This window comes from Solibacillus sp. FSL K6-1523 (genome assembly GCF_038005225.1).
Classification (GTDB): Bacteria; Bacillota; Bacilli; order Bacillales_A; family Planococcaceae; genus Solibacillus.
In genome coordinates, this window is the sequence record NZ_JBBOSU010000001.1 from 3738127 (window position 1) to 3759074 (window position 20948).

At 36.8% G+C, this 20948-nt stretch carries 20 protein-coding genes; 8 read left to right on the forward strand and 12 right to left on the reverse strand.

The genetic code is table 11. The features are described from left to right. Positions 1-46: 46 nt before the first annotated feature. Together MHI10_RS17975 and MHI10_RS17980 are read right to left on the reverse strand one after the other, a co-directional pair. Entirely contained in the window at positions 47-382 is a 336-nt protein-coding gene (locus tag MHI10_RS17975) for a zinc ribbon domain-containing protein YjdM (protein ID WP_340787851.1), read from the reverse strand. 460 nt (positions 383-842) lie between these two features. Next, on the reverse strand, positions 843-1619 hold the full coding sequence (locus MHI10_RS17980; RefSeq protein ID WP_340787854.1) for a formate/nitrite transporter family protein: 777 nt from the start codon (positions 1617-1619) through the stop codon (positions 843-845). 317 nt (positions 1620-1936) lie between these two features. Between MHI10_RS17980 and serC the strand changes: the two genes are divergently transcribed. Next, on the forward strand, positions 1937-3034 hold the full coding sequence (gene serC / locus MHI10_RS17985) for a 3-phosphoserine/phosphohydroxythreonine transaminase (RefSeq protein ID WP_340787857.1): 1098 nt from the start codon (positions 1937-1939) through the stop codon (positions 3032-3034). 50 nt (positions 3035-3084) lie between these two features. Here serC and yhaM read toward each other — a convergent pair whose 3' ends face one another. Beyond that, on the reverse strand, positions 3085-4020 hold the full coding sequence (gene yhaM / locus MHI10_RS17990) for a 3'-5' exoribonuclease YhaM (RefSeq protein WP_340787862.1): 936 nt from the start codon (positions 4018-4020) through the stop codon (positions 3085-3087). A 197-nt stretch (positions 4021-4217) separates the two neighbouring features. Here yhaM and MHI10_RS17995 point away from each other — a divergent pair, with 197 nt between their 5' ends. Then, a complete protein-coding gene (locus MHI10_RS17995; protein ID WP_099425189.1) occupies positions 4218-4403 on the forward strand; it encodes a YhzD family protein in 186 nt (61 codons plus the stop codon). Between the two features lie 52 nt (positions 4404-4455). On the opposite strand, the gene MHI10_RS18000 is transcribed toward MHI10_RS17995, so the two are convergent. Further along, on the reverse strand, positions 4456-5238 hold the full coding sequence (locus MHI10_RS18000) for an enoyl-CoA hydratase (protein WP_340787870.1): 783 nt from the start codon (positions 5236-5238) through the stop codon (positions 4456-4458). A gap of 60 nt (positions 5239-5298) precedes the next feature. After that, positions 5299-6945, reverse strand: a complete 1647-nt coding sequence (locus tag MHI10_RS18005; protein WP_340787872.1) for an FAD-binding dehydrogenase — start codon at positions 6943-6945, stop codon at positions 5299-5301. An 801-nt stretch (positions 6946-7746) separates the two neighbouring features. Here MHI10_RS18005 and serA point away from each other — a divergent pair. Continuing rightward, on the forward strand, positions 7747-9369 hold the full coding sequence (gene serA / locus MHI10_RS18010; protein ID WP_340787873.1) for a phosphoglycerate dehydrogenase: 1623 nt from the start codon (positions 7747-7749) through the stop codon (positions 9367-9369). Positions 9370-9561: 192 nt separating this feature from the next. Further along, the gene (locus tag MHI10_RS18015) at positions 9562-10830 is read left to right on the forward strand and encodes a polysaccharide deacetylase family protein (protein ID WP_340787875.1); all 1269 of its coding nucleotides are present in this window, start codon (positions 9562-9564) and stop codon (positions 10828-10830) included. A gap of 90 nt (positions 10831-10920) precedes the next feature. Here MHI10_RS18015 and MHI10_RS18020 read toward each other — a convergent pair whose 3' ends face one another. The 5 genes from MHI10_RS18020 to MHI10_RS18040 all read right to left on the reverse strand — a co-directional run bounded on the left by MHI10_RS18020 (position 10921) and on the right by MHI10_RS18040 (position 15498). Continuing rightward, positions 10921-11304 (reverse strand): DNA polymerase III subunit delta, encoded by a 384-nt coding sequence (locus MHI10_RS18020; protein ID WP_340787877.1) that lies wholly within the window; start codon positions 11302-11304, stop codon positions 10921-10923. 133 nt (positions 11305-11437) lie between these two features. Then, complete coding sequence (locus MHI10_RS18025) at positions 11438-12226, reverse strand: HAD family hydrolase (RefSeq protein ID WP_340787878.1); 789 nt, start codon at positions 12224-12226, stop codon at positions 11438-11440. Positions 12227-12337: 111 nt separating this feature from the next. After that, positions 12338-12586, reverse strand: a complete 249-nt coding sequence (locus MHI10_RS18030; protein ID WP_340787881.1) for a DUF3006 domain-containing protein — start codon at positions 12584-12586, stop codon at positions 12338-12340. After that, the gene (locus tag MHI10_RS18035; RefSeq protein ID WP_340787883.1) at positions 12573-13784 is read right to left on the reverse strand and encodes an MBL fold metallo-hydrolase; all 1212 of its coding nucleotides are present in this window, start codon (positions 13782-13784) and stop codon (positions 12573-12575) included. Before MHI10_RS18035 ends, MHI10_RS18030 begins: the two co-directional genes overlap by 14 nt. 208 nt (positions 13785-13992) lie before the next feature. Beyond that, the gene (locus tag MHI10_RS18040; protein WP_340787884.1) at positions 13993-15498 is read right to left on the reverse strand and encodes a coproporphyrinogen III oxidase; all 1506 of its coding nucleotides are present in this window, start codon (positions 15496-15498) and stop codon (positions 13993-13995) included. 223 nt (positions 15499-15721) lie between these two features. On the opposite strand from MHI10_RS18040, the gene MHI10_RS18045 reads away from it, so the two are divergent. Next, entirely contained in the window at positions 15722-16123 is a 402-nt protein-coding gene (locus tag MHI10_RS18045; protein WP_340787886.1) for a hypothetical protein, read from the forward strand. Positions 16124-16186: 63 nt separating this feature from the next. Here the strand turns inward: MHI10_RS18045 and MHI10_RS18050 are convergent, their stop codons facing one another. Together MHI10_RS18050 and MHI10_RS18055 are read right to left on the reverse strand one after the other, a co-directional pair. Further along, positions 16187-16531 carry a YlbF family regulator gene (locus tag MHI10_RS18050; protein WP_340787887.1) on the reverse strand — a complete coding sequence of 115 codons (345 nt, stop codon included), beginning with the start codon at positions 16529-16531 and terminating at the stop codon, positions 16187-16189. Between the two features lie 24 nt (positions 16532-16555). After that, complete coding sequence (locus tag MHI10_RS18055; RefSeq protein ID WP_340787889.1) at positions 16556-17701, reverse strand: DUF445 domain-containing protein; 1146 nt, start codon at positions 17699-17701, stop codon at positions 16556-16558. 125 nt (positions 17702-17826) lie between these two features. Here MHI10_RS18055 and MHI10_RS18060 point away from each other — a divergent pair, with 125 nt between their 5' ends. The 3 genes from MHI10_RS18060 to MHI10_RS18070 all read left to right on the forward strand — a co-directional run bounded on the left by MHI10_RS18060 (position 17827) and on the right by MHI10_RS18070 (position 20910). Continuing rightward, complete coding sequence (locus MHI10_RS18060) at positions 17827-18036, forward strand: YheE family protein (protein WP_340787890.1); 210 nt, start codon at positions 17827-17829, stop codon at positions 18034-18036. A 585-nt stretch (positions 18037-18621) separates the two neighbouring features. Further along, entirely contained in the window at positions 18622-19938 is a 1317-nt protein-coding gene (locus tag MHI10_RS18065; protein ID WP_340789281.1) for a hemolysin family protein, read from the forward strand. Positions 19939-20010: 72 nt separating this feature from the next. Next, positions 20011-20910, forward strand: a complete 900-nt coding sequence (locus tag MHI10_RS18070; protein WP_340787894.1) for a cation diffusion facilitator family transporter — start codon at positions 20011-20013, stop codon at positions 20908-20910. Positions 20911-20948: the final 38 nt, after the last annotated feature.

The window sequence follows — 20948 nt, forward strand, 5'->3', positions numbered from 1 at the left end:
TAAGGTGATTAAAACCTTGGCTGTGTCTTTTCTTATGAACTATTATTTAGTTTTTCTTCACAAATTCTGATTTTAACTTCATTGCACCGAAACCATCAATTTTACAATCAATGTTATGATCGCCTTCTACTAAGCGAATTCCTTTTACACGTGTGCCAATTTTAAGTGTAGATGAACTACCTTTTACTTTTAAATCTTTAACAACCGTTACGTTATCGCCATCTGCTAATAAGTTTCCATTCGCATCACGAACAACGAGTCCTTCTTCAACAACTACTTCTGCTTGTGACCATTCATGTGCACATTCAGGGCAAACGAACATTTGTCCATCTTCATACGTATATTCTGAGCCGCATTCCGGGCAATTTGGTAATTTTTCCATTATCCTAACCTCCAGTTAATACTTCCTCTATACTGGCATATTTACAAACGAATAACAAGTCGATGCTGCTTAATGTACTTTTTTCGCTCAAAACTAAGTATATTTGAGCCCTATTCGGGTCAACAATCTACTCAACTTATTGTCAGACTCAACTAGTCATACTGAGCTATATAAGTTAAACAAAAGATCCTATCCTTATGATGTAAATGTTCTAATAAAACTTCTAATAAAGTATTTGCTAGTTTAGGCTGGCCAAGCACATGAGGCGCACAGACAATGTTAGCACAAATCTATACGACTCATCTGTGTGCTTTGTGTGAGGCCAGCCCTGTATAATATCTATCTGTTCTAAAAGATCTTCCTCAATTGAGTGCGTCGCTGCCGTGGGAGGCGACGTATTCTCAGTCAGATTTTCATTCTAATGTGATGTTAGTTTCATAAGTTCAACATATATATATTCTTAATCTCTATTCCTTTTCCCTTGCTCCGTTAGCCATAACCCTACTCCTAAAACGACTGCACCTCCGATAATATTTCCCGCAGTGACTGGCACTAAATTATGAATGGCGCCGCTCAGAGTAATTGCCTCCCCATGTGGGATAAAGAACGCTAACGTAAATAACGTCATATTGGCGATACTATGTTCAAAGCCCGACATAATAAACGGGAAAATACAGCAAAAAATAATCATAATTTTAGCTACTTCATTTTTTAAGCGATACGTACACCATACTGCTACGCAAACGAGGGCATTACATAAAATGCCTCGAAAGAAAAGTTCCATCGCAGGTGCAGACATTTTTGCCGTTGTCACTTTTCCAACAAAATTGGCGGTTTCTCCTATTGCCATACCAGACATAAAAAATAACCACGCACAAATAACCGAACCAATAAAATTGCCAACATAACTATATGTCCATACATTAATTAAATCTCGTATGCCCGTCCTTTTTTCTAATGTTCCAATAGCCATAACCAAATTATTCCCTGTAAATAAATCCGCTCCACTAAGTGTCACCATACAAAGTGCCACACCAAATGCTAACCCTTGAATAATTTTCATGCTTGGTACATTGGAAGGTGATAGCAATCCTCCAATTACAATAAATGTGATAATGCCGAATCCAATAAATAATCCCCCATAAAATGCGAGCATCAAAAATCCAAACTTTGACGTTCGAATCATTTTCGCCTTTTTTTCTGCTACTGTTGCAATAGCGTGAAAAGTTTCAGTCATTTGACCACCTCATTATTACGATATATTCATCAAAATTATAACAATATAATCTCATAATGTATGTAACTCATTTAAGTGTGAAATATATGAATATTCACCTTTTCGACATTTTCTAAATTATTTATAAAATTTAACACATTATTATTCATTAAAACACGAACATTTTATTGTATATTCACACCAAAATTCGTATAATTAACATTCATTATTCTCTTTTATGTACTTTCCAAATAGAATTTCGCGAATTTTCCCACATATTCAAGAAAAGAGTATAATATCAAGGTAGGTATTTATTAATTACACAAGGAGTGTTTCCAATGACAGTAACAACGAATCGCGCATATAACTTTAATGCAGGTCCATCTGCATTACCACTTGAAGTATTACAAAAAGCACAGGCAGAACTTGTTGATTTTAAAGAAACAGGTATGTCAGTAATGGAGTTAAGCCACCGTAGCGCTACATTTGAAGCGGTACATAACGAGGCAATCGCACGTTTACGCAAACTTTACGAAATTCCAGAAAACTACGAAGTGCTATTTTTACAAGGTGGAGCTAGCCTTCAATTTACGATGATCCCTATGAACTTCCTGGCACAAGATCAAAAAGCAAGCTATATTCAAACAGGTGCATGGTCAGAAAAAGCGATCAAAGAAGCAAAGTTTTTCGGTACACCAGTTGAAGCAGCAAGCACGAAAGAAAATAATTACAAAAACATCCCTGCACTTGAAGACATTGAAGTAACACAAGATGCAGCATATGTGCACTTAACTTCAAATAATACAATTTTCGGTACACAGTGGAAAACATTCCCTACGACTGGTGATGTGCCATTGATTGCAGATATGTCATCTGATATTTTATCTAAAAAAGTAGATGTTTCAAATTTCGCGATGATTTATGCGGGTGCTCAAAAAAATCTAGGTCCTTCTGGTGTAACAGTTGTTATTATCCGTAAAGATTTCCTAGAAAAAGCAAATCCAAACATTCCAACAATGTTAAAATATGATACACATGTTGCAAATAACTCTTTATACAATACACCGCCAACATTCGGCATTTATATGCTTGGTGAAGTATTGAAATGGGTTGAAGAACAAGGTGGATTAGACGCTATCGAAAAACGCAATGAAGATAAGGCGCAATTAATTTACGATGCAATCGATCAATCAAATGGCTTCTATTACGGTCACGCAACGGAAGATTCTCGTTCATTAATGAACATTACATTCCGCGTAGCAGATGAAGCTTTAGAAAAGAAATTTTTAGCTGAAGCAAAAGATGCTGGATTTGTTGGCTTAAACGGTCACCGTTCAGTTGGCGGTTGTCGCGCATCTGCATACAATTCTGTACCGGTAGAAACTTGCCAAGCATTAGCTGATTTCATGGTGAAATTCCAACAAGAAAATCAATAAACAGTAAATATAAAAAGGACATCCACTCGAAAAGTCGTGGATGTCCTTTTTTAAATAGTTGGCTTATAAAACGAACGGTTATCTAATGGGAATAAACGCTCTGTAAACTCGCCTGGCTTCGCTTTATCTAAAGCACGCGTTAGCATATTCATTTTCGCATCAATATTATCAATATAATGTAAAATTTCTGCTTCCTGAATCATTGGCTTTTTCGGGCTCCCCCATTCTTCCTTCCCATGATGAGACAGCACTAGGTGTTGAAGTAACATCACTTCTTCGCCTTCAATTTTCAGTTCAGTTGCCGTGAGACCGATCTCATTGACCATAATGGAAATATGCCCCAATAAGTTCCCTTCCACTGTGTAGGCAGTGCCCACAGGACCAGATAACTCAATCACTTTACCGATATCATGTAAAATGACACCCGCATATAATAAATCACGGTTCAATGTTGGGTATAGATCACAAATTGCGCTACTTAATTTTAGCATCGAAACAACATGATCAATTAAACCTGATGCATAATCATGATGATTTTTCGTTGCTGCAGGGAAAATGATTAAATCCTCATAATGTTTCTTCATAATATGACGTGTAATTCGTGAAATATTCGGATTTTGAATTTGGAAGAAAAATTGTGTTAACTGCTCGTATAATTCTTCTTTTGGTATAGCCGATGTTGGTAGTAAATCACTAATTTGAACCCCTTCGTCTCCTCGTACAGGACGAATTTGTTTAATTCTAAGTTGATTTTTCCCACGATAATCATGAATTTCTCCGCCCACTTTGACGATAATTTGTGCGCGATATAAACTTTCATGCTCTTCATTTGTATCCCAAAGCTTGGCCTCAATATCTCCACTACGATCTTGTAAAATAAGAGACATAAATGGCTTTCCAACCGTCGTGACTCCTTTTTTTGCCTCTTTAATTAATAAAAATTGGTCCACTTGTTCACCAGGCTGGAGTTTTGTAATTTCATTCACAAGCAATCGCTCCTTTATACTCTATTACTATTTATTGTAACATGCTTTCTGTTTAGTTTACGATAAAAAAGGTCGAAACCTCGTACATAAACATGCCTTAAATTCTATTTATTTACTAATTTTTTCATATTATTTCGTGAATTATCAAATTATTTCGTGTATAATTAAACCTATCTTGCTTAAAAAGGGTGGTTTACATGGAAAATTATCGTTTTACTGCATTCGAAAAAACTGGAGAAACTTTATTTGATGAAGTATGGACTTTTGCAAACGACGAAACGGCAAAAATTGAAGGACAGAAACAGATTGACGATAATGGTGTTACTGAAAAAACGCATCGTTTAGTGAATTCAGCGGGCAAGTTAATTTTATTCCACGTCTAAGAGTATTCATAATAAAAAGTATCCCGTCAGTTAAGACGAGATACTTTTTTTGTTATTTCCCTAAAAATACTGGTGTTCGTTTTTCAACAAAAGCTTTAATCCCTTCAAGGTGATCTGTAGTTTGGCGCATTTTCGTTTGTCCTTGTGCCTCACCTTGTAAAATCATTTCAAGCTCTGTTAAATTCGCTTGATGTAAAATCCCCTTCGTCTCAATCATCGCTAAAATCGGGGAGGCTAATAATTTTCCAACGAGCTGATCAACCGTAGCTGCTGCCATCCCTTCCTCCACATTATGATCAATTAAACCAAGCGCAAGTGCCTCTTCCCCATTATGCACTTTGCCTTCCCAAATCATTTGCTTTGCTTGTACCGTTCCTAAGCGTTCTTTCATAAAGAAATGACCCGCTCCATCTGGAATTAAACCAATCCCAATGAAGTTCATCGCAATTTTACTCGGTTGTTCTGCTACGATAATATCGCTTCCTAACGCTAAGCTCAAACCAAGTCCTGCTGCTGCACCATGAATTTGTGCAATCGTAATCATCGGTAACGTATAGTAAGCTTTTACAAGACGTGTAATCGTCCCCATAATCGAGCCAAAATCAGAAAAGTCTTCTGATGCCACCATCATTTTTACGTCTCCACCTGCAGAGAACACTTTACCTTCTCCTTTAACAACAAGGATTTGCACATCCTTTTCGTTATGTAGCGATTCAAAGCATTCGGCTAATTCTCGCATCATCGTAAAATCCATGGCATTCATTGCTTGCGGACGATTTAAAGATAACGTCGCCTTTCGATCTGCTATTTCAAGTTGAATTGTTTCGTAACTCATTAACATACACCCCTTCATTATGAATACTCATTCATTTCGACACGGAAATTGAAAAATCCTTTATTTACTCAAATGTTTTCCAACTTGTAATCCAGTAAATAAACAGCCACCAACAAAAGTTCCTTCTAATGAGCGATAACCATGAACCCCCCCACCGCCAAAACCACTCACTTCTCCCGCCGCAAATAAGCCTGGAATAGGCTTTCCATAGTCGTTTAATACTTGTCCATTTAAATCCGTTTGCAGCCCACCCAATGTTTTTCTCGTTAAAATATTTAATCTCACAGCAATAAGCGGTCCTGCTGTTGGATCTAACATTTTATGAGGCTTTGCTGCACGAATTAGTTTATCCCCCAAATAATTGCGCGCACCGTAAATGGCTGTCACTTGTGCATCTTTCGAAAATTTATGCTCAATCTCTCGATCACGGGCTAAAATTTGCTCTTTAATCTGCATAAAGTCTAACAATTCACTTCCTACTAAGTGATTCATTCCTTCTACAAGGTCCTTTAAGCCGTGGGCAACGACGAAATCCTCCCCGTTATCCTTGAAGGCTTGAACGGTTGCTGGAGGCCCTGGCAATACACGTTTTAAAATTTGGTAAATGCTTTTATTCGTTAAATCTGGATTTTGCTCTGAGCCAGATAATGCAAATTCCTTTTCAATCATTTTTTCCGTTAAAATAAACCATGAATAGTCATAGCCTGTTTTTTGGATTGCTTCCAATGTACTTAACGTATCAAATCCAGGGAAATTTGGTGCAGAAAAACGTTTTCCTGTTGCATCGAACCACATCGAGGATGGTCCGGGTAAAATACGAATTCCATGGTTCTTCCAAATTGGATCCCAGTTGCGCAAACCTTCTGTATAATGCCACATTCGATCTCGATTAACTACACGCCCCCCAGCTTGCTCTGCTATTTGCAGCATGCGTCCATCCACATATGCAGGGACACCTGAAATCATCGTTTTAGGTGGCTTTCCTAATCGGGAAGGCCAATTTTTCTTTACAAGCTCTATATTTGCGCCAATGCCACCACTCGCAATAATAACGGCCTCCGCATAATATTCAAATGCCCCGATTGCTTCTCGAGAACTTTCTTCTCCCCGTCGAATCACGCTCGTTTCTAAAACATTTCCTCGTACTCCTGTAATCGTATTTCCATCGATTATCAGCTCCGTTACTTGATGGCGAGGCATATAGTCCACTTGTCCAAGTGAGGCAGCTTTCAATACTTTTTCTGCGAATGGTTCAACGAGTGCGGGTCCTGTTCCCCAAACAATATGAAAACGAGGAACAGAATTTCCATGTCCCCCTGCTAAAGCACCGCCACGCTCAGCCCAGCCAACTACTGGGAAAAACTGAATGCCATGCGATTTCAACCACTCATATTTTTCTTCGGTAGCAAAATCCACATAAGCTTTTGCCCATTTATATGCCCAGCTATCCTCATCCTCTAATCGGTCAAATCCTGCTGAACCAATCCAATCCTGCCACGCCAGCTCCTTGCTATCTTTAATGCCCATTCTCCGTTGTTCCGGTGAATCCACTAAAAATAACCCGCCGAACGACCAAAATGCTTGTCCACCAATTGAATTCTCTGTCTCTTGATCGACTAGTAATACCTTTTTCCCCGCATCAATAAGCTGACTTGTAGCAGTCAGTCCCGCCAAACCTGCTCCAACAACGATGACATCATACTTCATATATTCTCCTCCCCCTTTTCGAAAGCGTTGTTATACACATTCGTGCAATTTTTAAATTCCCCTTCTTAAATCAACTTATTGATAAAAAACAGTCCATTATGAAAGCGTGACAAAATTATGTCAAAAAAAGCGTAACCGAATTTAAAATATCAAAAAATCCACATTCTGTTTTCAGTAAATTCAATTAAAAACCGTTATATCAACAACGATAACGCTTTCATAAAGAAATTTAAAATACGAACATTGATAAACGTAACGCCTAATAAAGTTCGGTTAAAGGGTGATTTACTACTGGAAAAGTAGATTTACATTAATTCATTTGTGAAATACTGTTGACAAAGGTGAACAATCGGTATTATGATAGTATCAAATTTAAATACGAACAACTATTGTGATAGAGACATACTTTTCGTTACGTATAGCAAAGAGAGCTGGTGGGTGGTGTGAACCAGTGTATACGACGACAATGTTCCACTCTTGAATAGAATAGCTGAACAGTTCAGTAGGTTATTCCGGTCCATGCACGTTACGCATATAGATAAGGTTGCACATAATTTCCTTTTACATATTATGGCAACGAATTAGGGTGGTACCGCGATACTATATTTTCAATAGTCTTTCGCCCCTTACAGTAACATGTAAGGGGTGGAGGGCTATTTTTATTTTGCAAAAAATCGCCACCTCTCTAGGTAGTGAAACAAAAGGAACAAAGGCTAAATACGTCATGTCCTATGACAACACCTTCGTGACCTGCATCGTGCAGGCCTAAAATCAAAACAGGTAAAGGGAGAGATTTTTATTATGGTAACAAAATTAAAAGAAACAGCAACGAAAACAATTAATGTATTTATCGCGGATCCACTAAGTGAGGATGGAATTTTCCCACTTCGCCAAGAAACTGAATTAGATTTAAATATTATTATTGATACTGGTTTAACACCTGAACAATTAATTGCTAAAATTGCAGATGTGGACGTATTACTTGTTCGTTCTCAAACAACAGTTACGCGTGAAATCATCGAAGCTGCAAAAAATTTAAAGCTAATTGGTCGTGCGGGTGTTGGTGTGGATAACATCGATTTAACTGCTGCTACTGAGCACGGAATTATTGTTGTAAACGCGCCAGACGGCAATACAAACTCTGCTGCTGAGCATACGATTGCGATGATGACTTCACTTGCTCGCTTCATTCCACAAGCATTCAACACATTAAAAAATGGTAAATGGGACCGCAAATCTTACGTAGGTGTGGAATTAAAAAATAAAACAATCGGTGTTATCGGTATGGGACGTATTGGTGCTGAAGTAGCTTACCGTGCGAAAGGTCAACGTATGAACGTTATTGCATACGACCCATTCTTAACAGAAGAACGCGCGAAAGAACTTGGTATTACAAAAGGAACGGTTGATGAAGTTTGTGCGGCAGCTGATTTCGTTACAGTGCATACACCATTACTACCTGAAACACGTAACATTATTAACAAAGAGCGCTTTGCTATTATGAAAGACGGCGTTCGCATTATTAACTGTGCACGCGGTGGAATTATTAACGAGGACGATTTATATGATGCAATCGTTGAAGGGAAAGTAGCTGGAGCAGCACTTGACGTATTCATCCAAGAGCCAGCAACAGACCATAAATTACTTACATTACCACAAGTTATTGCAACACCACACTTAGGTGCATCTACTGTTGAAGCACAAGAGTCAGTTGCAGTGGACGTTTCTAACGATATTATTAAATTCTTTAAAACAGGTACCGTTACAAACCCAGTAAACATGCCTTCAATTCCAAAAGAAAAGCTTGCACAAGTAGAGCCATTCTTTGCCTTAGCTGAAAAATTAGGAAAATTCCTAATTCAAGTGACAGAAGAAAGCATTAAGGAATTAAACATTTCTTATGCAGGTGAGGTAGCTAACTTTGATGTTCGTCCTTTAACAGCTAATGCGATTAAAGGGTTATTATCTACAAACCACGGTACACATGTAAATGACGTCAACGCGCGTTACTTAGCTGAACGTATCGGCATGAAAATTAATGAACATAAAACGACAACTGCTAAAGGATTCACGAACTTAATTACAGTTGAAATCATAACAGAAACAGAGACACATACGGTTGCAGGTACATTATTAAATGGTCTTGGCGCACGTATCGTTAAAGTAGAAGGTTTTGTTGTGGACGTTGTTCCAAATGGTAATCTTCTTTACATTAAAAACCAAGATAAGCCTGGTTCTATCGGCCGCGTAGCTACAAAATTAGCAGAAAAAGAAATTAATATCGCAACAATGCAAGTAGGCCGTGACCAAGTTGGTGGTTCAGCTGTTATGATGCTTGTCGTTGATAATGCTGTAACTACAGAAGATTTAATTTTTGTGGCACAACTTGAAAATATTGATGAAGTAAAAGCAATTACACTTTAATAATGAAGAAATCACCATTTGACTTTTTGTTAAATGGTGATTTCTTTTTAACATTTTATTCATTCTAACGGCTTCATACTATCCTCCCAACTTTCATATCGTTATTATTAGTTATATTCAGAATATTGTTTTGTATTTATGCAAAGGGATTGTATACTAATATTATATTTACTAAGGGCGGGTGTCTTTCAAATGAAAAAGTTCCAAGTGTTTTTACTGTTGGCGATAGTTGTCACAGCGTGTGTTACATATCCTCAATTATTTACTAAGGCTCAGGCTGAAGCCGAATCAATAAGTGCCATAAAAATGACAATTTCTGATACAGTCGTTGTTGATGAGGGCCTACAAGATGAAGTCATTACATTAGCGAAAAATAGCATTGTCACTGTCCTATCCGAATCAAATGGCTGGGCTAAAATAAATTCTACCTTTTATACAGGCTATGTTCCGAGCAACTCTTTACAAACAGCTCCTGCGCAATACATGTTAACAAGCGCTAAATTCAAACCAAATGTCAGGCTTATTAATAATGTTCAAGGTGAAATTATTGGGAATTTACCCTCAAGCAGTATTGTAGAGGTTTATACAACTGATACAGCAGGTTGGGCTTTTGTTCGTTTCGGTGATGTATCTGGTTTTGTTGATACAATTGCTTTAGCAAAGCCAATAACAAAGCAAATGATTGTGAAAGAGCCAGCTGGATTATCTGTTCGTGACAGGGCGAGCCATTCGAGTGAATTGATCGGGCATTTGCCGAAAAACACTGAAGTTACAATGCATACTACTTTTAGTGGTTGGGCTTTTGTAACGAGCAATACGGTCTCTGGCTATGTTACGTTTATGGAATTAAGAGAAGCGCCAAAAAATACAGGTACTACTAGTCCAAAACCTAATAAGCCATCTGGAAAAAAACAAATTGCTTTAACTTTTGACGATGGGCCTAATCCAAAAACAACACCGCAAATTGTGAAAACACTAAAGAAGTATGATGCAAAAGCGACCTTTTTCGTTGTCGGAAAAAACGCACAAAAATACCCTAAAACTGTCAAAGAAGTTTTTGATGCTGGGCACGAAATTGGTAATCACACATATGATCATGCGAAATTAACATCGATTAGCGTAAAACAAGTACAATCACAAATTCAATTAACAGACATAGCCGTAAAAGCTGCAATCAATCAAAATACGACGCTATTCCGCCCACCTTATGGGGCGTATAATAAAACAATTATAGGTTTACTAAAAGTGCCGAACGTTATGTGGTCCATTGATACGCTCGATTGGAAGCACCGTGATCCTAAAAAAACATTGCAAATTGTTCAAACAAATGCGAAAAAGGATAGCATCATATTAATGCATGATATTCATCAAACAACTGCCGATTCATTAGATGCTGTTCTTGACTATCTATCTAAAGAGGGCTATGAATTCGTTACGGTTTCAGAGCTTTTAGAGAAATGATGAATATGGTTGTTTCTGCGATATCGCATCTCATTAAAAAAAATTGTAGATTTTAAAACGCCATTTACATTTTGAGTAAATGGCGTTTTTTTATTCAGTAGAAAATTCCTCATTTATGTAGGCGAAAGATAAATAAGAATTTGCTTTCGATTCATTAACATATAGGTCAGTAAAGGCATGGGTTTCCATACTTTGAGTAACTGCTGCTGCAACGACTATTGTTACAAACAAACCTGCTACTGCTAATAATATAGATAGCTTTTGATGTATTTTTTGCATTTCTGTATTGGATGTTTGTTTATTTTTCTTTCGAGCAAGTTGTAGAAAACGTACTTCATTTGTTGATAAGGATAAAATATGCGTACATGTTGGACAAAGTTGTGCTACATGCTGATGAATTGTATGATTACTAATGGTCACGGATTCATTTGAACGTCCGCAATTTTCACATACACAAAGTTGAATTTTATCCATTTCTACAGCCTCCTTCTCTAACAGTATACAAATATTATACTATTTATTATCGGAAAATTCACTATATTTAAAAATCAATAAAAAAAAAACGTATCCTTAAATTGCAGATACGCTCTTTACATTTCATTTTATATTACAGCTGTCGGACAAGCTTTAAAAACTCTGTTAGTGAAGTCACTTCATACGTCGGAATGACATCTGGATTTTGTGGTTTGTTTTCACGGTTAATCCAAACATTGCGCATTCCTACTCGAGAAGAACCTAAAATATCAGTCATTAAATTATCGCCAACCATAATGCCATCATCTTTTGTTACTTGTGCTTTTTCCATTACAAATTCAAAAATTGAAGCATCTGGTTTCCCTTTACCAAAATCGCCTGAAATAATAATATGGTCAAAATATGGAACGATTTCTGGTGTGATTTCTAATTTTAAATTTTGTAAGCTTGGTGCACCATTTGTTAATAACACTAACTGATATTTCCCTTTTAGCTCATCTAAAACAGCAAATGTATCTTCATAGAAGAAAGGTGCTTTTTTACGCTCTGCTACAAAGCGTTCCCCTAGCTCCATACCGAATGCAGCATCATCAATACCAAGAGCCGCTAATCCATTTGTCCAAGCTTGTGCGCGGTATTGCGGAACAATTTCTTTCATCTGTTGGAATTGTGGTGTTGGGTCATCGAAAGTTCCCCATAACCCTTCAAACGGATTAATACCAATTAATACCGTATAATCAAATGTTTCATAACCTTCGTATAATGCTCTTGCCGCTACACGCACGGCATCTTCAAACTTTACAGGGTCCACATTATGTACTTCACTTGCATATTCACATGTTTTGTCAAAAGCCGTTTGCACAGATTTTTGATCCCATAATAACGTATCATCTAAATCAAAAATTATCGTTTTAATTGTCATCTTTGCTAGCTCCTAAAATTAATATATTGTAATATTTATTTTACCATAATAAAGTGGCTTCGTTACTTGATATTTCGACTTTTCTAAATGTTCCTCAAACCATTTGGCTATTTATTTTGATTGGTCACGCAGCTGCTTCATTAATTGTTGAATTCGTTTTTTTTGAGCGTTCATTTCATCTTGTAATACTTCAATCGAATATTTCCCTTCATCGTCTTGAATGCTTACAATATCCCCTTCTTGCAGTGCTACTAAAATTTCTGTACGTTGGATGAGCAATTGTTCCGTTTCTTCTGGGCGCTTTAAAAAAACAGCATAGTCTCCGTCGAATCGATCAAGCGTATATTTATGGTAGCTCACTAACCATTTCCCCTTTCGCATTCAGTAATTGGGCTGCATCCCCCGAGTTTAACCAAATTTGTCTTTTTGTCCATTGCAATTCATTTGTACCTGTTTTTGCATCTGGTCCGCTCGTAATCGAAATGGATGTCCCCGGAGCTAGCTCAATATTTGGAAAATCAAATACTTGATTCCCTTCTACTGAAACAAGTTGCCATCCTTGCATATTGACCACTGCTTCACCCGCATTTTTCACGACAACCACTTCCGCTTGAAGATCTTTACTTATTAATTGTACATGCTCACCCTTTGGAGCTGGTGTTGGTTTTGGCGTAATTGCGCTCGTTGCACCAATACCTGTCCATTCAGATTGATTTATTTTATATGTTTCTCCATCTGTGTTCACAACAATCGTTCCCACTTCTGCTGTACTATAAATTTCACTGCCGACATTTTGCAGCGCATCAATGACTTCTGCATGTGGATGTCCATATTTATTATTTTGTCCATAGCTTAAAATCGTCGCTAACGGAGAAACCGCTTCTACAAAAGATTGGGAGCTACTCGTATTCGATCCATGATGCCCCGCCTTTAATATTGTTGCCTCAACATCAAGATCATTTGCAAGCATTGCCCTTTCCAAATCAATACCCGCATCCCCTGTTAATAAAAACGAAATATTTCCATAGGCAACTCGTAACACAATAGAAGCCTCATTATTGTCAGTTGCATTTTCATCTGCACTTAAAACTTCCACGGTTACTTCTGGATCTAATTCAATTTGATCGCCCGTCTGTGGAACATTAAACGGAATATTTTTGTTATGAATTAACGTTAACATTTCTTCATATGTATTGGATGTATGGATTTTCCCCGAATCAATAAAGTGCTCAATTGGCATTGAATTTAATACTGGAATCAACCCACCAATATGATCGGCATCGGGATGTGTTGCTACAACATAATCTAATTTTTGTACACCGTGTGCCCCTAAATAGTCAACAACGGTTTTACCCGCGCCTTTAACACCAGCGTCAACTAACATCGTCTTGCCATTTGGTGATTGAATAAAAATCGAATCCCCTTGACCAACATCAATAAAATGAACGCGCATTTCCTTTCCTGTAAATGGTTTTGTTTGCTCTTTCGTTTGTGGTATTTCCTCGCAGCCTGCTACTAAAAGTAAAACGGCTACTAAAACTACTAAAATTTTTTTCATTTTTCATAAATCCTTTTCTTTATATTCTACAACCTGAGTCACTTCAATAAAAAAGGCCTGTCACACAATAGCGGACAAACCTTTTAGTCGCCAAATTGGACTGGGATTTTCACTAACATATAATTCTTGGTCCACTGTTGTGTCGTTTATGTTAGCAAGAAGTCAACTATGCGATTCTGAAACTGCCTAAATCGCATAGTTGATATTTTTAGCTAGAATAAATTTCATCTAAAATCGCTATTTTTTTCGCGATGGCATCTTCAAACGTCATAATATAGGCTGCAGGGTCCTTTGGGTTATGGAATTGTGTAATTTTCCCTGTCTCTGGATGTACAAATTTTGAGGATGCGCCACAACCAATGCCTAAAATCGTTTGAACTTCCTCCATAATGACGATATTGTAAATCGATTCTTCACTCGGTTTACAGTAGCCAACGTTTTCAAGATTGCCTAAAATATTTTTTTGACGGTATAAATAATAAGGGACATAGCCATTTTCAGCAGTCCACTTTGTCGCCATCTCCATCATTTCTCCGACAGTGTCACGGTCAGCTACTTTATATTTATCTTTATTCCGCGTCATTTCAGAAGCACGCTTAAAGCTTAATGTGTGCACCGTTAAACTTTCTGGTTGCATTTTAGCGGATTCCTCTAATGAATGTTGAAACTCCTCTATACCTTCATTTGGTAAGCCGATAATTAAGTCCATATTAATGTTATTCATCCCAGAATTGCGAGACAACCAGAACTTTTCAACCGTTTCTTCTACAGTATGATGACGTCCAATCGCTTTTAACGTTTCTTGCGTATAACTTTGTGGATTTACTGAGATGCGATCAATGCCCCACTTTTTCAGTACTTCAATTTTCTCCGGTGTAATCGTATCTGGTCGACCAGCCTCAACCGTGATTTCGCGAATCGAATCGGTATTTGGGAATGCTTCAAACATCGTTTTGTAAAGGGCATCCATTTCATGCGCTTCAATCGAAGTAGGTGTACCCCCACCCCAATAAATAGACGTAATGCGCATATTTTTTTCTGTTAGCCATTTGCCCATTTCACGTAGCTCTATATGCAAGCCATCAATAAATTTATCTACGCGCCCCGCCTTGCGATTGGACTGAATTGCATACGCTGGGAATGTACAGTACGCACACATCGTCGGACAAAATGGGACACCGATATAAATCGAAATTTCTTGACCGATTTCATCTAAATCTGGAATGACCTTTAGTTGGCGTTCAACAATGGCTTCCATAAGCGCAATTTTTTGATCTGAAATACGGAAATCCTCTTTTAAAATCGTTGCAATCTGTGCATGATCTAAGCCTGATTTTCGGTATTTATGATATAGCTTCGTTGGACGTATTCCTGTTAAAATCCCCCATTGTTGCGTCATGCCTGAATATTGCTCCAATACATCCAACATAACGTGTGAAAGTGCGCGCTTCATTCGAATATTGCGCTCTTTATCTGTACCTTCTGTTGGATAACCAATGGAATATTGACTCGTATACACTTGTCCTTCTACTTCAAGCTTTGCTGATGTACGAATCGTATGTTGCGCATCAGTTGAATGGTCAAATTGCAATGCCATATCCGAATCTTCATGCTCAAATTGTATAACCGAATCTTCATAAAACAGATTGGCGATATGATTGAATACACGATGCCAATCCTCTTTCAATTGTTCTTTTATATAAATAGCTTTCATTATAAATTCACTACTTTCATTTCATAAAATCCTTCCTATTGTATCAAAAAATCCGAGTGAATTTGACATTGAATGCTTATGGGTGAAAATAGTTTTAATTAAATCTTAAATTTTAACCTATTTCTAACATTTGTTGATTATAATGTGATTAAAGATGATTGTATGGAAAAAAATACAAAATTCAGAGTGGCTATATTTTATTCTAAGAAGGGGAGATATGCGTATGTATTTATTTCAAGAGAAAACAACACAGGATTTTACAAGTATTTTAAGTAAATTATCTATTAGCATTTATAAATTTGATATTAATCAATGTGAAGAACGAACTTTTTATATAACGATTCGATTTTGGTATGCTAACCATTTTATTTTTGGTGAACTCATTTATTTACTTGATCGTGAGGAGTTTTTCGGTGCTCTCTCTTTGAATAATTCGTATACAGATGTCCAGCGTTTCTTTGAAGAACATTTTGACTATACATTACTACATACAGATGAAATACATATTGCCCGTTTAGTTGCGGCAACCCCAAAATTTCAGGAATATATTCAACAATACAAATGTAAGTTTCCAACATACAAACTTAATTTATTCCAATTAGCTCGTGTTAGCGTGCATAATTAATACGAGTTGATTGCATTCATCTATAAAAAAAGGTTCACACTATTATAGTGTGAACCCTTTTTTTTACAGTCCGTCGTAAAGTGACTGAATCGGTTGTGTAATAATACGATTGATTTCTTCAATAACAGTACTTAAAGCCATTTCAGCTTCTAACATCGCTAAAATCTTTAAATCTTGCTGTGCTAATTGCGCTGTTTTTTGTAGGTAAACATATTCCTCTTCAGAAACCTCTTCACCTGTTGCTTGCTTTTGTTGTAACTTCATTTGCACATCACGGAAGTTTGTAAATAAAGCTGTTGCTGCTTCATCTTCACGAACCGCTTCTACTGCTACTTGTAAATTTTTAAATTCTGTTGTTTGACGAAAAGTTCCTTGCAGTTTATTAATATCATCGTAAATATTTACCATTGAATACATCCTACTTTCTTCATTTTAATTCGTCAAAAAGACGATAATTGCTTGGATAATTCCGACAAGACCACCGATAATACCACCAAGCCAAGTAATTAGTTTAAGCTCTTTACTAATAATGCCTAGCACGAGCTCCTCCAGTTTTGCAATTGGGAATGAATCAACCTGCTCACGTACAACTTCAGCTAAATTTAAACGTTTTAATACGTCTTCAATTTTACCTTCTGCTGCAAGAAATACTTTATCGAGAACTTTAGGGAGTAAATCATCGGTTGCCCATCGCTTTCCATCTGGCCAATAGTCTTCAATCGTTTTATCTAAGCGGGATTCAAGTGCTAGTTCACGCTTTGCATAATCTTGAATACTCGTAACAATCGTATCAAAGTTTACATCTTTCATAAAGTCCATTGCTGGACGATTTTTAATTTTTTCCCATTCTGTTGTAAAAATACGAACAAGTAGTGCATTCGTGCCCGGTGCTTGTAAAAACTTCACAAGTTCGCGTTGTACTTTATCAACAAGCGAATTTGAATCGCCTAAAAACATTTGAACCATGCCACCTAATGATCCTTTAGATGATAAAAAATCATCAAGCATATTTTTTATCGTCAACGTTCCTTCAGGTGATAAAAAGTAATCTTCACCCTTCTCTAAAATTTGAGTGACTGCTTCATCTATTTTGCGATCGAGTACCGGCTCTAAATCAGCAGGTAAAAGCTCGCGAATTGCTTTAGATGATAATGTATGCTTGATCGATTCAAATTGATTAAATATAAGAATGTCCAATTTACCTTCAGCTGTTTTTGGTAAATGCTCGAAGCCTACAACTTTTAACCAATCCTTTAGTGTTTTATCATTCGTAAAAATTTCATGCTCCACTTTATTTTGAGCAAAGGTTAATACATTTTTCCGAACTTCCTGTGATAAAAATTTCTTTTTAATCGTTTCTGGTGTTAATAAATACTCAGAAACCGTTTTGCCTAGCTGAACCGCTAAATCTCCGCGACGTTTTGGTATAAGTCCCGGTGTTAATGGTAAACGCCATTTTTTAAAATAGATTGGTTTGTACGGACGAAATAGCATTTTTATTGCCATATAGTTTGTAGCTGCTCCTACAACTGCACCTACAACCCCTAATAACAGTAGCAAAGATATAAAATGACTCATCTACCTCACTCTTTCTAAATAATTTATTCTGGACGCAATTACGCCTAGGCGTAATTGATACCTGTATTTGAACTATTGCAACAATGTATCCCTTTCTTGTACGATTAAATAGGGAGGGAAGTTTCATGATACAACATTTTAGCTATAAACCGTTATTTAAAAATAGTCAAATTCCAGGTTGGTCTATCCAATTCTTTTTTCAACAGCAGCGATACAATGCCGAATATTATAAAGATGGGAGCATTCAATTTATTGGGACTGCGCCCGGTGCGGATCAATTACCAGCTGTCGAAAAAATGGTTCATGAACTAATGCTATTTCACGTTTATGAATAAATAGCGAATCATAAGATGGTTTATTAACTGAATAAACATAATCATCTTTTGTGCAGAAAAAAAGGGAACATCTCAGGTAGTGAGGTGCTCCCTTTTTTATGCGCGTTCAAGTTAATAACAAAGGAACCTGCTAAATGGAATTAGCAATTGTGCTGGCATTTTATTCGTTTCATGCTTTTTCCAAAGGTTTCTTTATTATTATCTCCCTTTTCACATTATCATACATAAAATAATAATTCAATATTTCAAATATTAACTGTCCGTATAGAGATCGAACTAAACATTCTATCCTTTCGATGTATGAATTCGACTAGCCATTGTCATAACGTATGCGCTCGGTTAAGCTCGCTAAGCACGACTCATCTTTATGCTTTTTATGAGACAATTTTCATTATTTTAAAAAAAGAATTAAGAAGCTTTACTAAAGTTGAATACATAATTTGTTTTTTTTCCAATTATATTTTATCATTGTAGTATTACAAATTTTTAATCTTAGGAGGTGTACTCTTTATTTGCCACGCTCATTTGCGCCGCGAGTAGAGAATATATTTGGACGTAGACATAGGTATCGAACTAACCATTAGGTTGATAGCATTTGCTATCTTAATTGCCGCTACGGCATTTTTCGTTGCAACCGAGTTTGCAATAGTTAAAGTAAGGACAACAAGAATTGATCAGCTCGTTGCTGATGGAAACAAACAGGCAATACGTGCTAAAAAAGTAATCGCAAATTTAGATGAGTATTTATCCGCTTGTCAACTTGGTATTACGATTACCGCACTTGGGCTGGGATGGCTTGGAGAACCAACAATTGAAATCATGCTCCGTCCCATTTTCGAGCTTTTTAATTTAAGTGGTAATATTACATCTGTTCTTTCATTTATTATTGCTTTCTCATTTGTAACATTTGTACATGTTGTCGTAGGGGAATTAGCACCAAAAACATTAGCAATTCAAAAAGCAGAAGCTGTAACATTAAAGCTTTCAGGTGCATTAATTTTATTCCACAATATTATGTATCCATTTATTCGTACATTAAATGGTTCTGCACGTGCTTTAACAGGACTATTCGGCTTGAAAATGGTTTCTGAAAGTGAAGAAGCGCACTCAGAAGAAGAGCTTCGCATGATTTTATCCGACAGCTTTAAAGGTGGAGAAATCAACCATTCCGAATATGAATATGTAAATAGTATTTTTGAGTTTTCTGACCGAATTGCAAAAGAAATTATGGTACCTCGAACTGAGATTATTAGTATTGAGCGGGATCAAACAATACGTGAAGTTTTTGAATTGATGGGGATTGAACAATATACACGCTATCCTGTCACAGATGGAGACAAAGACCATGTTATTGGACTGGTCAACATGAAGCATTTACTGACAGCTTATATTAAAGATCCTATCAATGGTGATAAAAAAGTAGAAGAATATATGCAGCCTGTTATTCGTGTCATTGAAACAATTCCGATTAGTGACTTATTGTTAAAAATTCAAAGTGAACGCATTCATATGGCCATTTTAATGGATGAGTATGGCGGTACTTCTGGTTTAGTAACAATTGAAGACATCATCGAAGAAATTGTTGGAGATATCCAAGATGAGTTTGACGAGGATGAAATTCCTGAAGTGCAAGAAATTGCGGAAGATCACTATATTTTCGACGCTAAAATGTTATTACAAGAAGTAAACGATATTTTAGGTATTGATATTGAAGATGATGATATTGATACAATTGGTGGATGGTTCATGACACAGCGCTTTGATGTTGTAGAAGGTGAAACACTTGAGGAACAAGGTTACCAATTTACCATTAAAGAATTAGACGGTCATCACATACTTTATTTAGAAGTTTCAAAGCTATCAAATTTGGATTCATTGATTGAAGAAGAACAAAGCAAATAATTATCGACACTCCTTTTCATTTAAAGGGGTGTCGTTTTATGTTGAAAAGAAGTTTTGCTAGGGGGAAACATTGTGGAGCTATATACAAACTTACGCGCGGGTGAAAAAGGGGCTTGGCTTTCGATTATCACTTATATTTTTTTAAGTTCAATGAAATTAATTGTCGGCTATATTGGTACCTCATCCGCGCTCATGGCTGATGGTTTAAACAATACAACCGATATTATCGCATCCATTGCGGTTCTTGTCGGATTAAAAATTTCTCAAAAGCCACCTGATTCCAATCACCCATACGGACATTTACGTGCAGAAACAGTTGCTTCCCTCGTTGCCTCATTTATTATGATGGTTGTAGGTTTACAAGTAATTACGAGTACGATTAAAAACTTATGGAATCCAACACATGAGGTGCCTTCTCTATTAACGGCTTTTGTCGCGATTTTTAGTGCAATCATTATGTATGTTGTATATCGCTATAACTTGGCATTGGCTAACCGTATTAAAAGTTCTGCAGTCAAAGCAGCCGCTTATGATAATCGGTCCGATGCACTTGTAAGTATTGGCGCAGCAATCGGGATATTCGGAGCTATTTTTGGATTTCCAATCATTGATAAAATTACAGCATTAATCGTCGGCATCATCATCATTAAAACAGCCGTCGAGATTTTCTGGGAAGCCGTTCAAACGTTGACAGATGCGTTTGATATTGATGAAGCCGAAACATTATGGAAGCTGATCGAAAACGTGGAGGAAGTGATCTCGCTTGTTGATTTGAAAGGACGTTCTCATGGTAATATGAGCTTTATCGATGTGACAGTTACCGTCAATCCTAATTTAAATGTTCGAGAAAGTCATGATATTACCGAAAAAATTGAACATACAGTCAAACACTTTAATCCTTATTGTATGGTGCTCGTTCATATCGAACCCCATGAGCTAGAGCAGCCTACTGAGGAGGATTATCACTTTTAAATTTCACAAAGAAAAATGCCCATTTTATTTCCAATTGG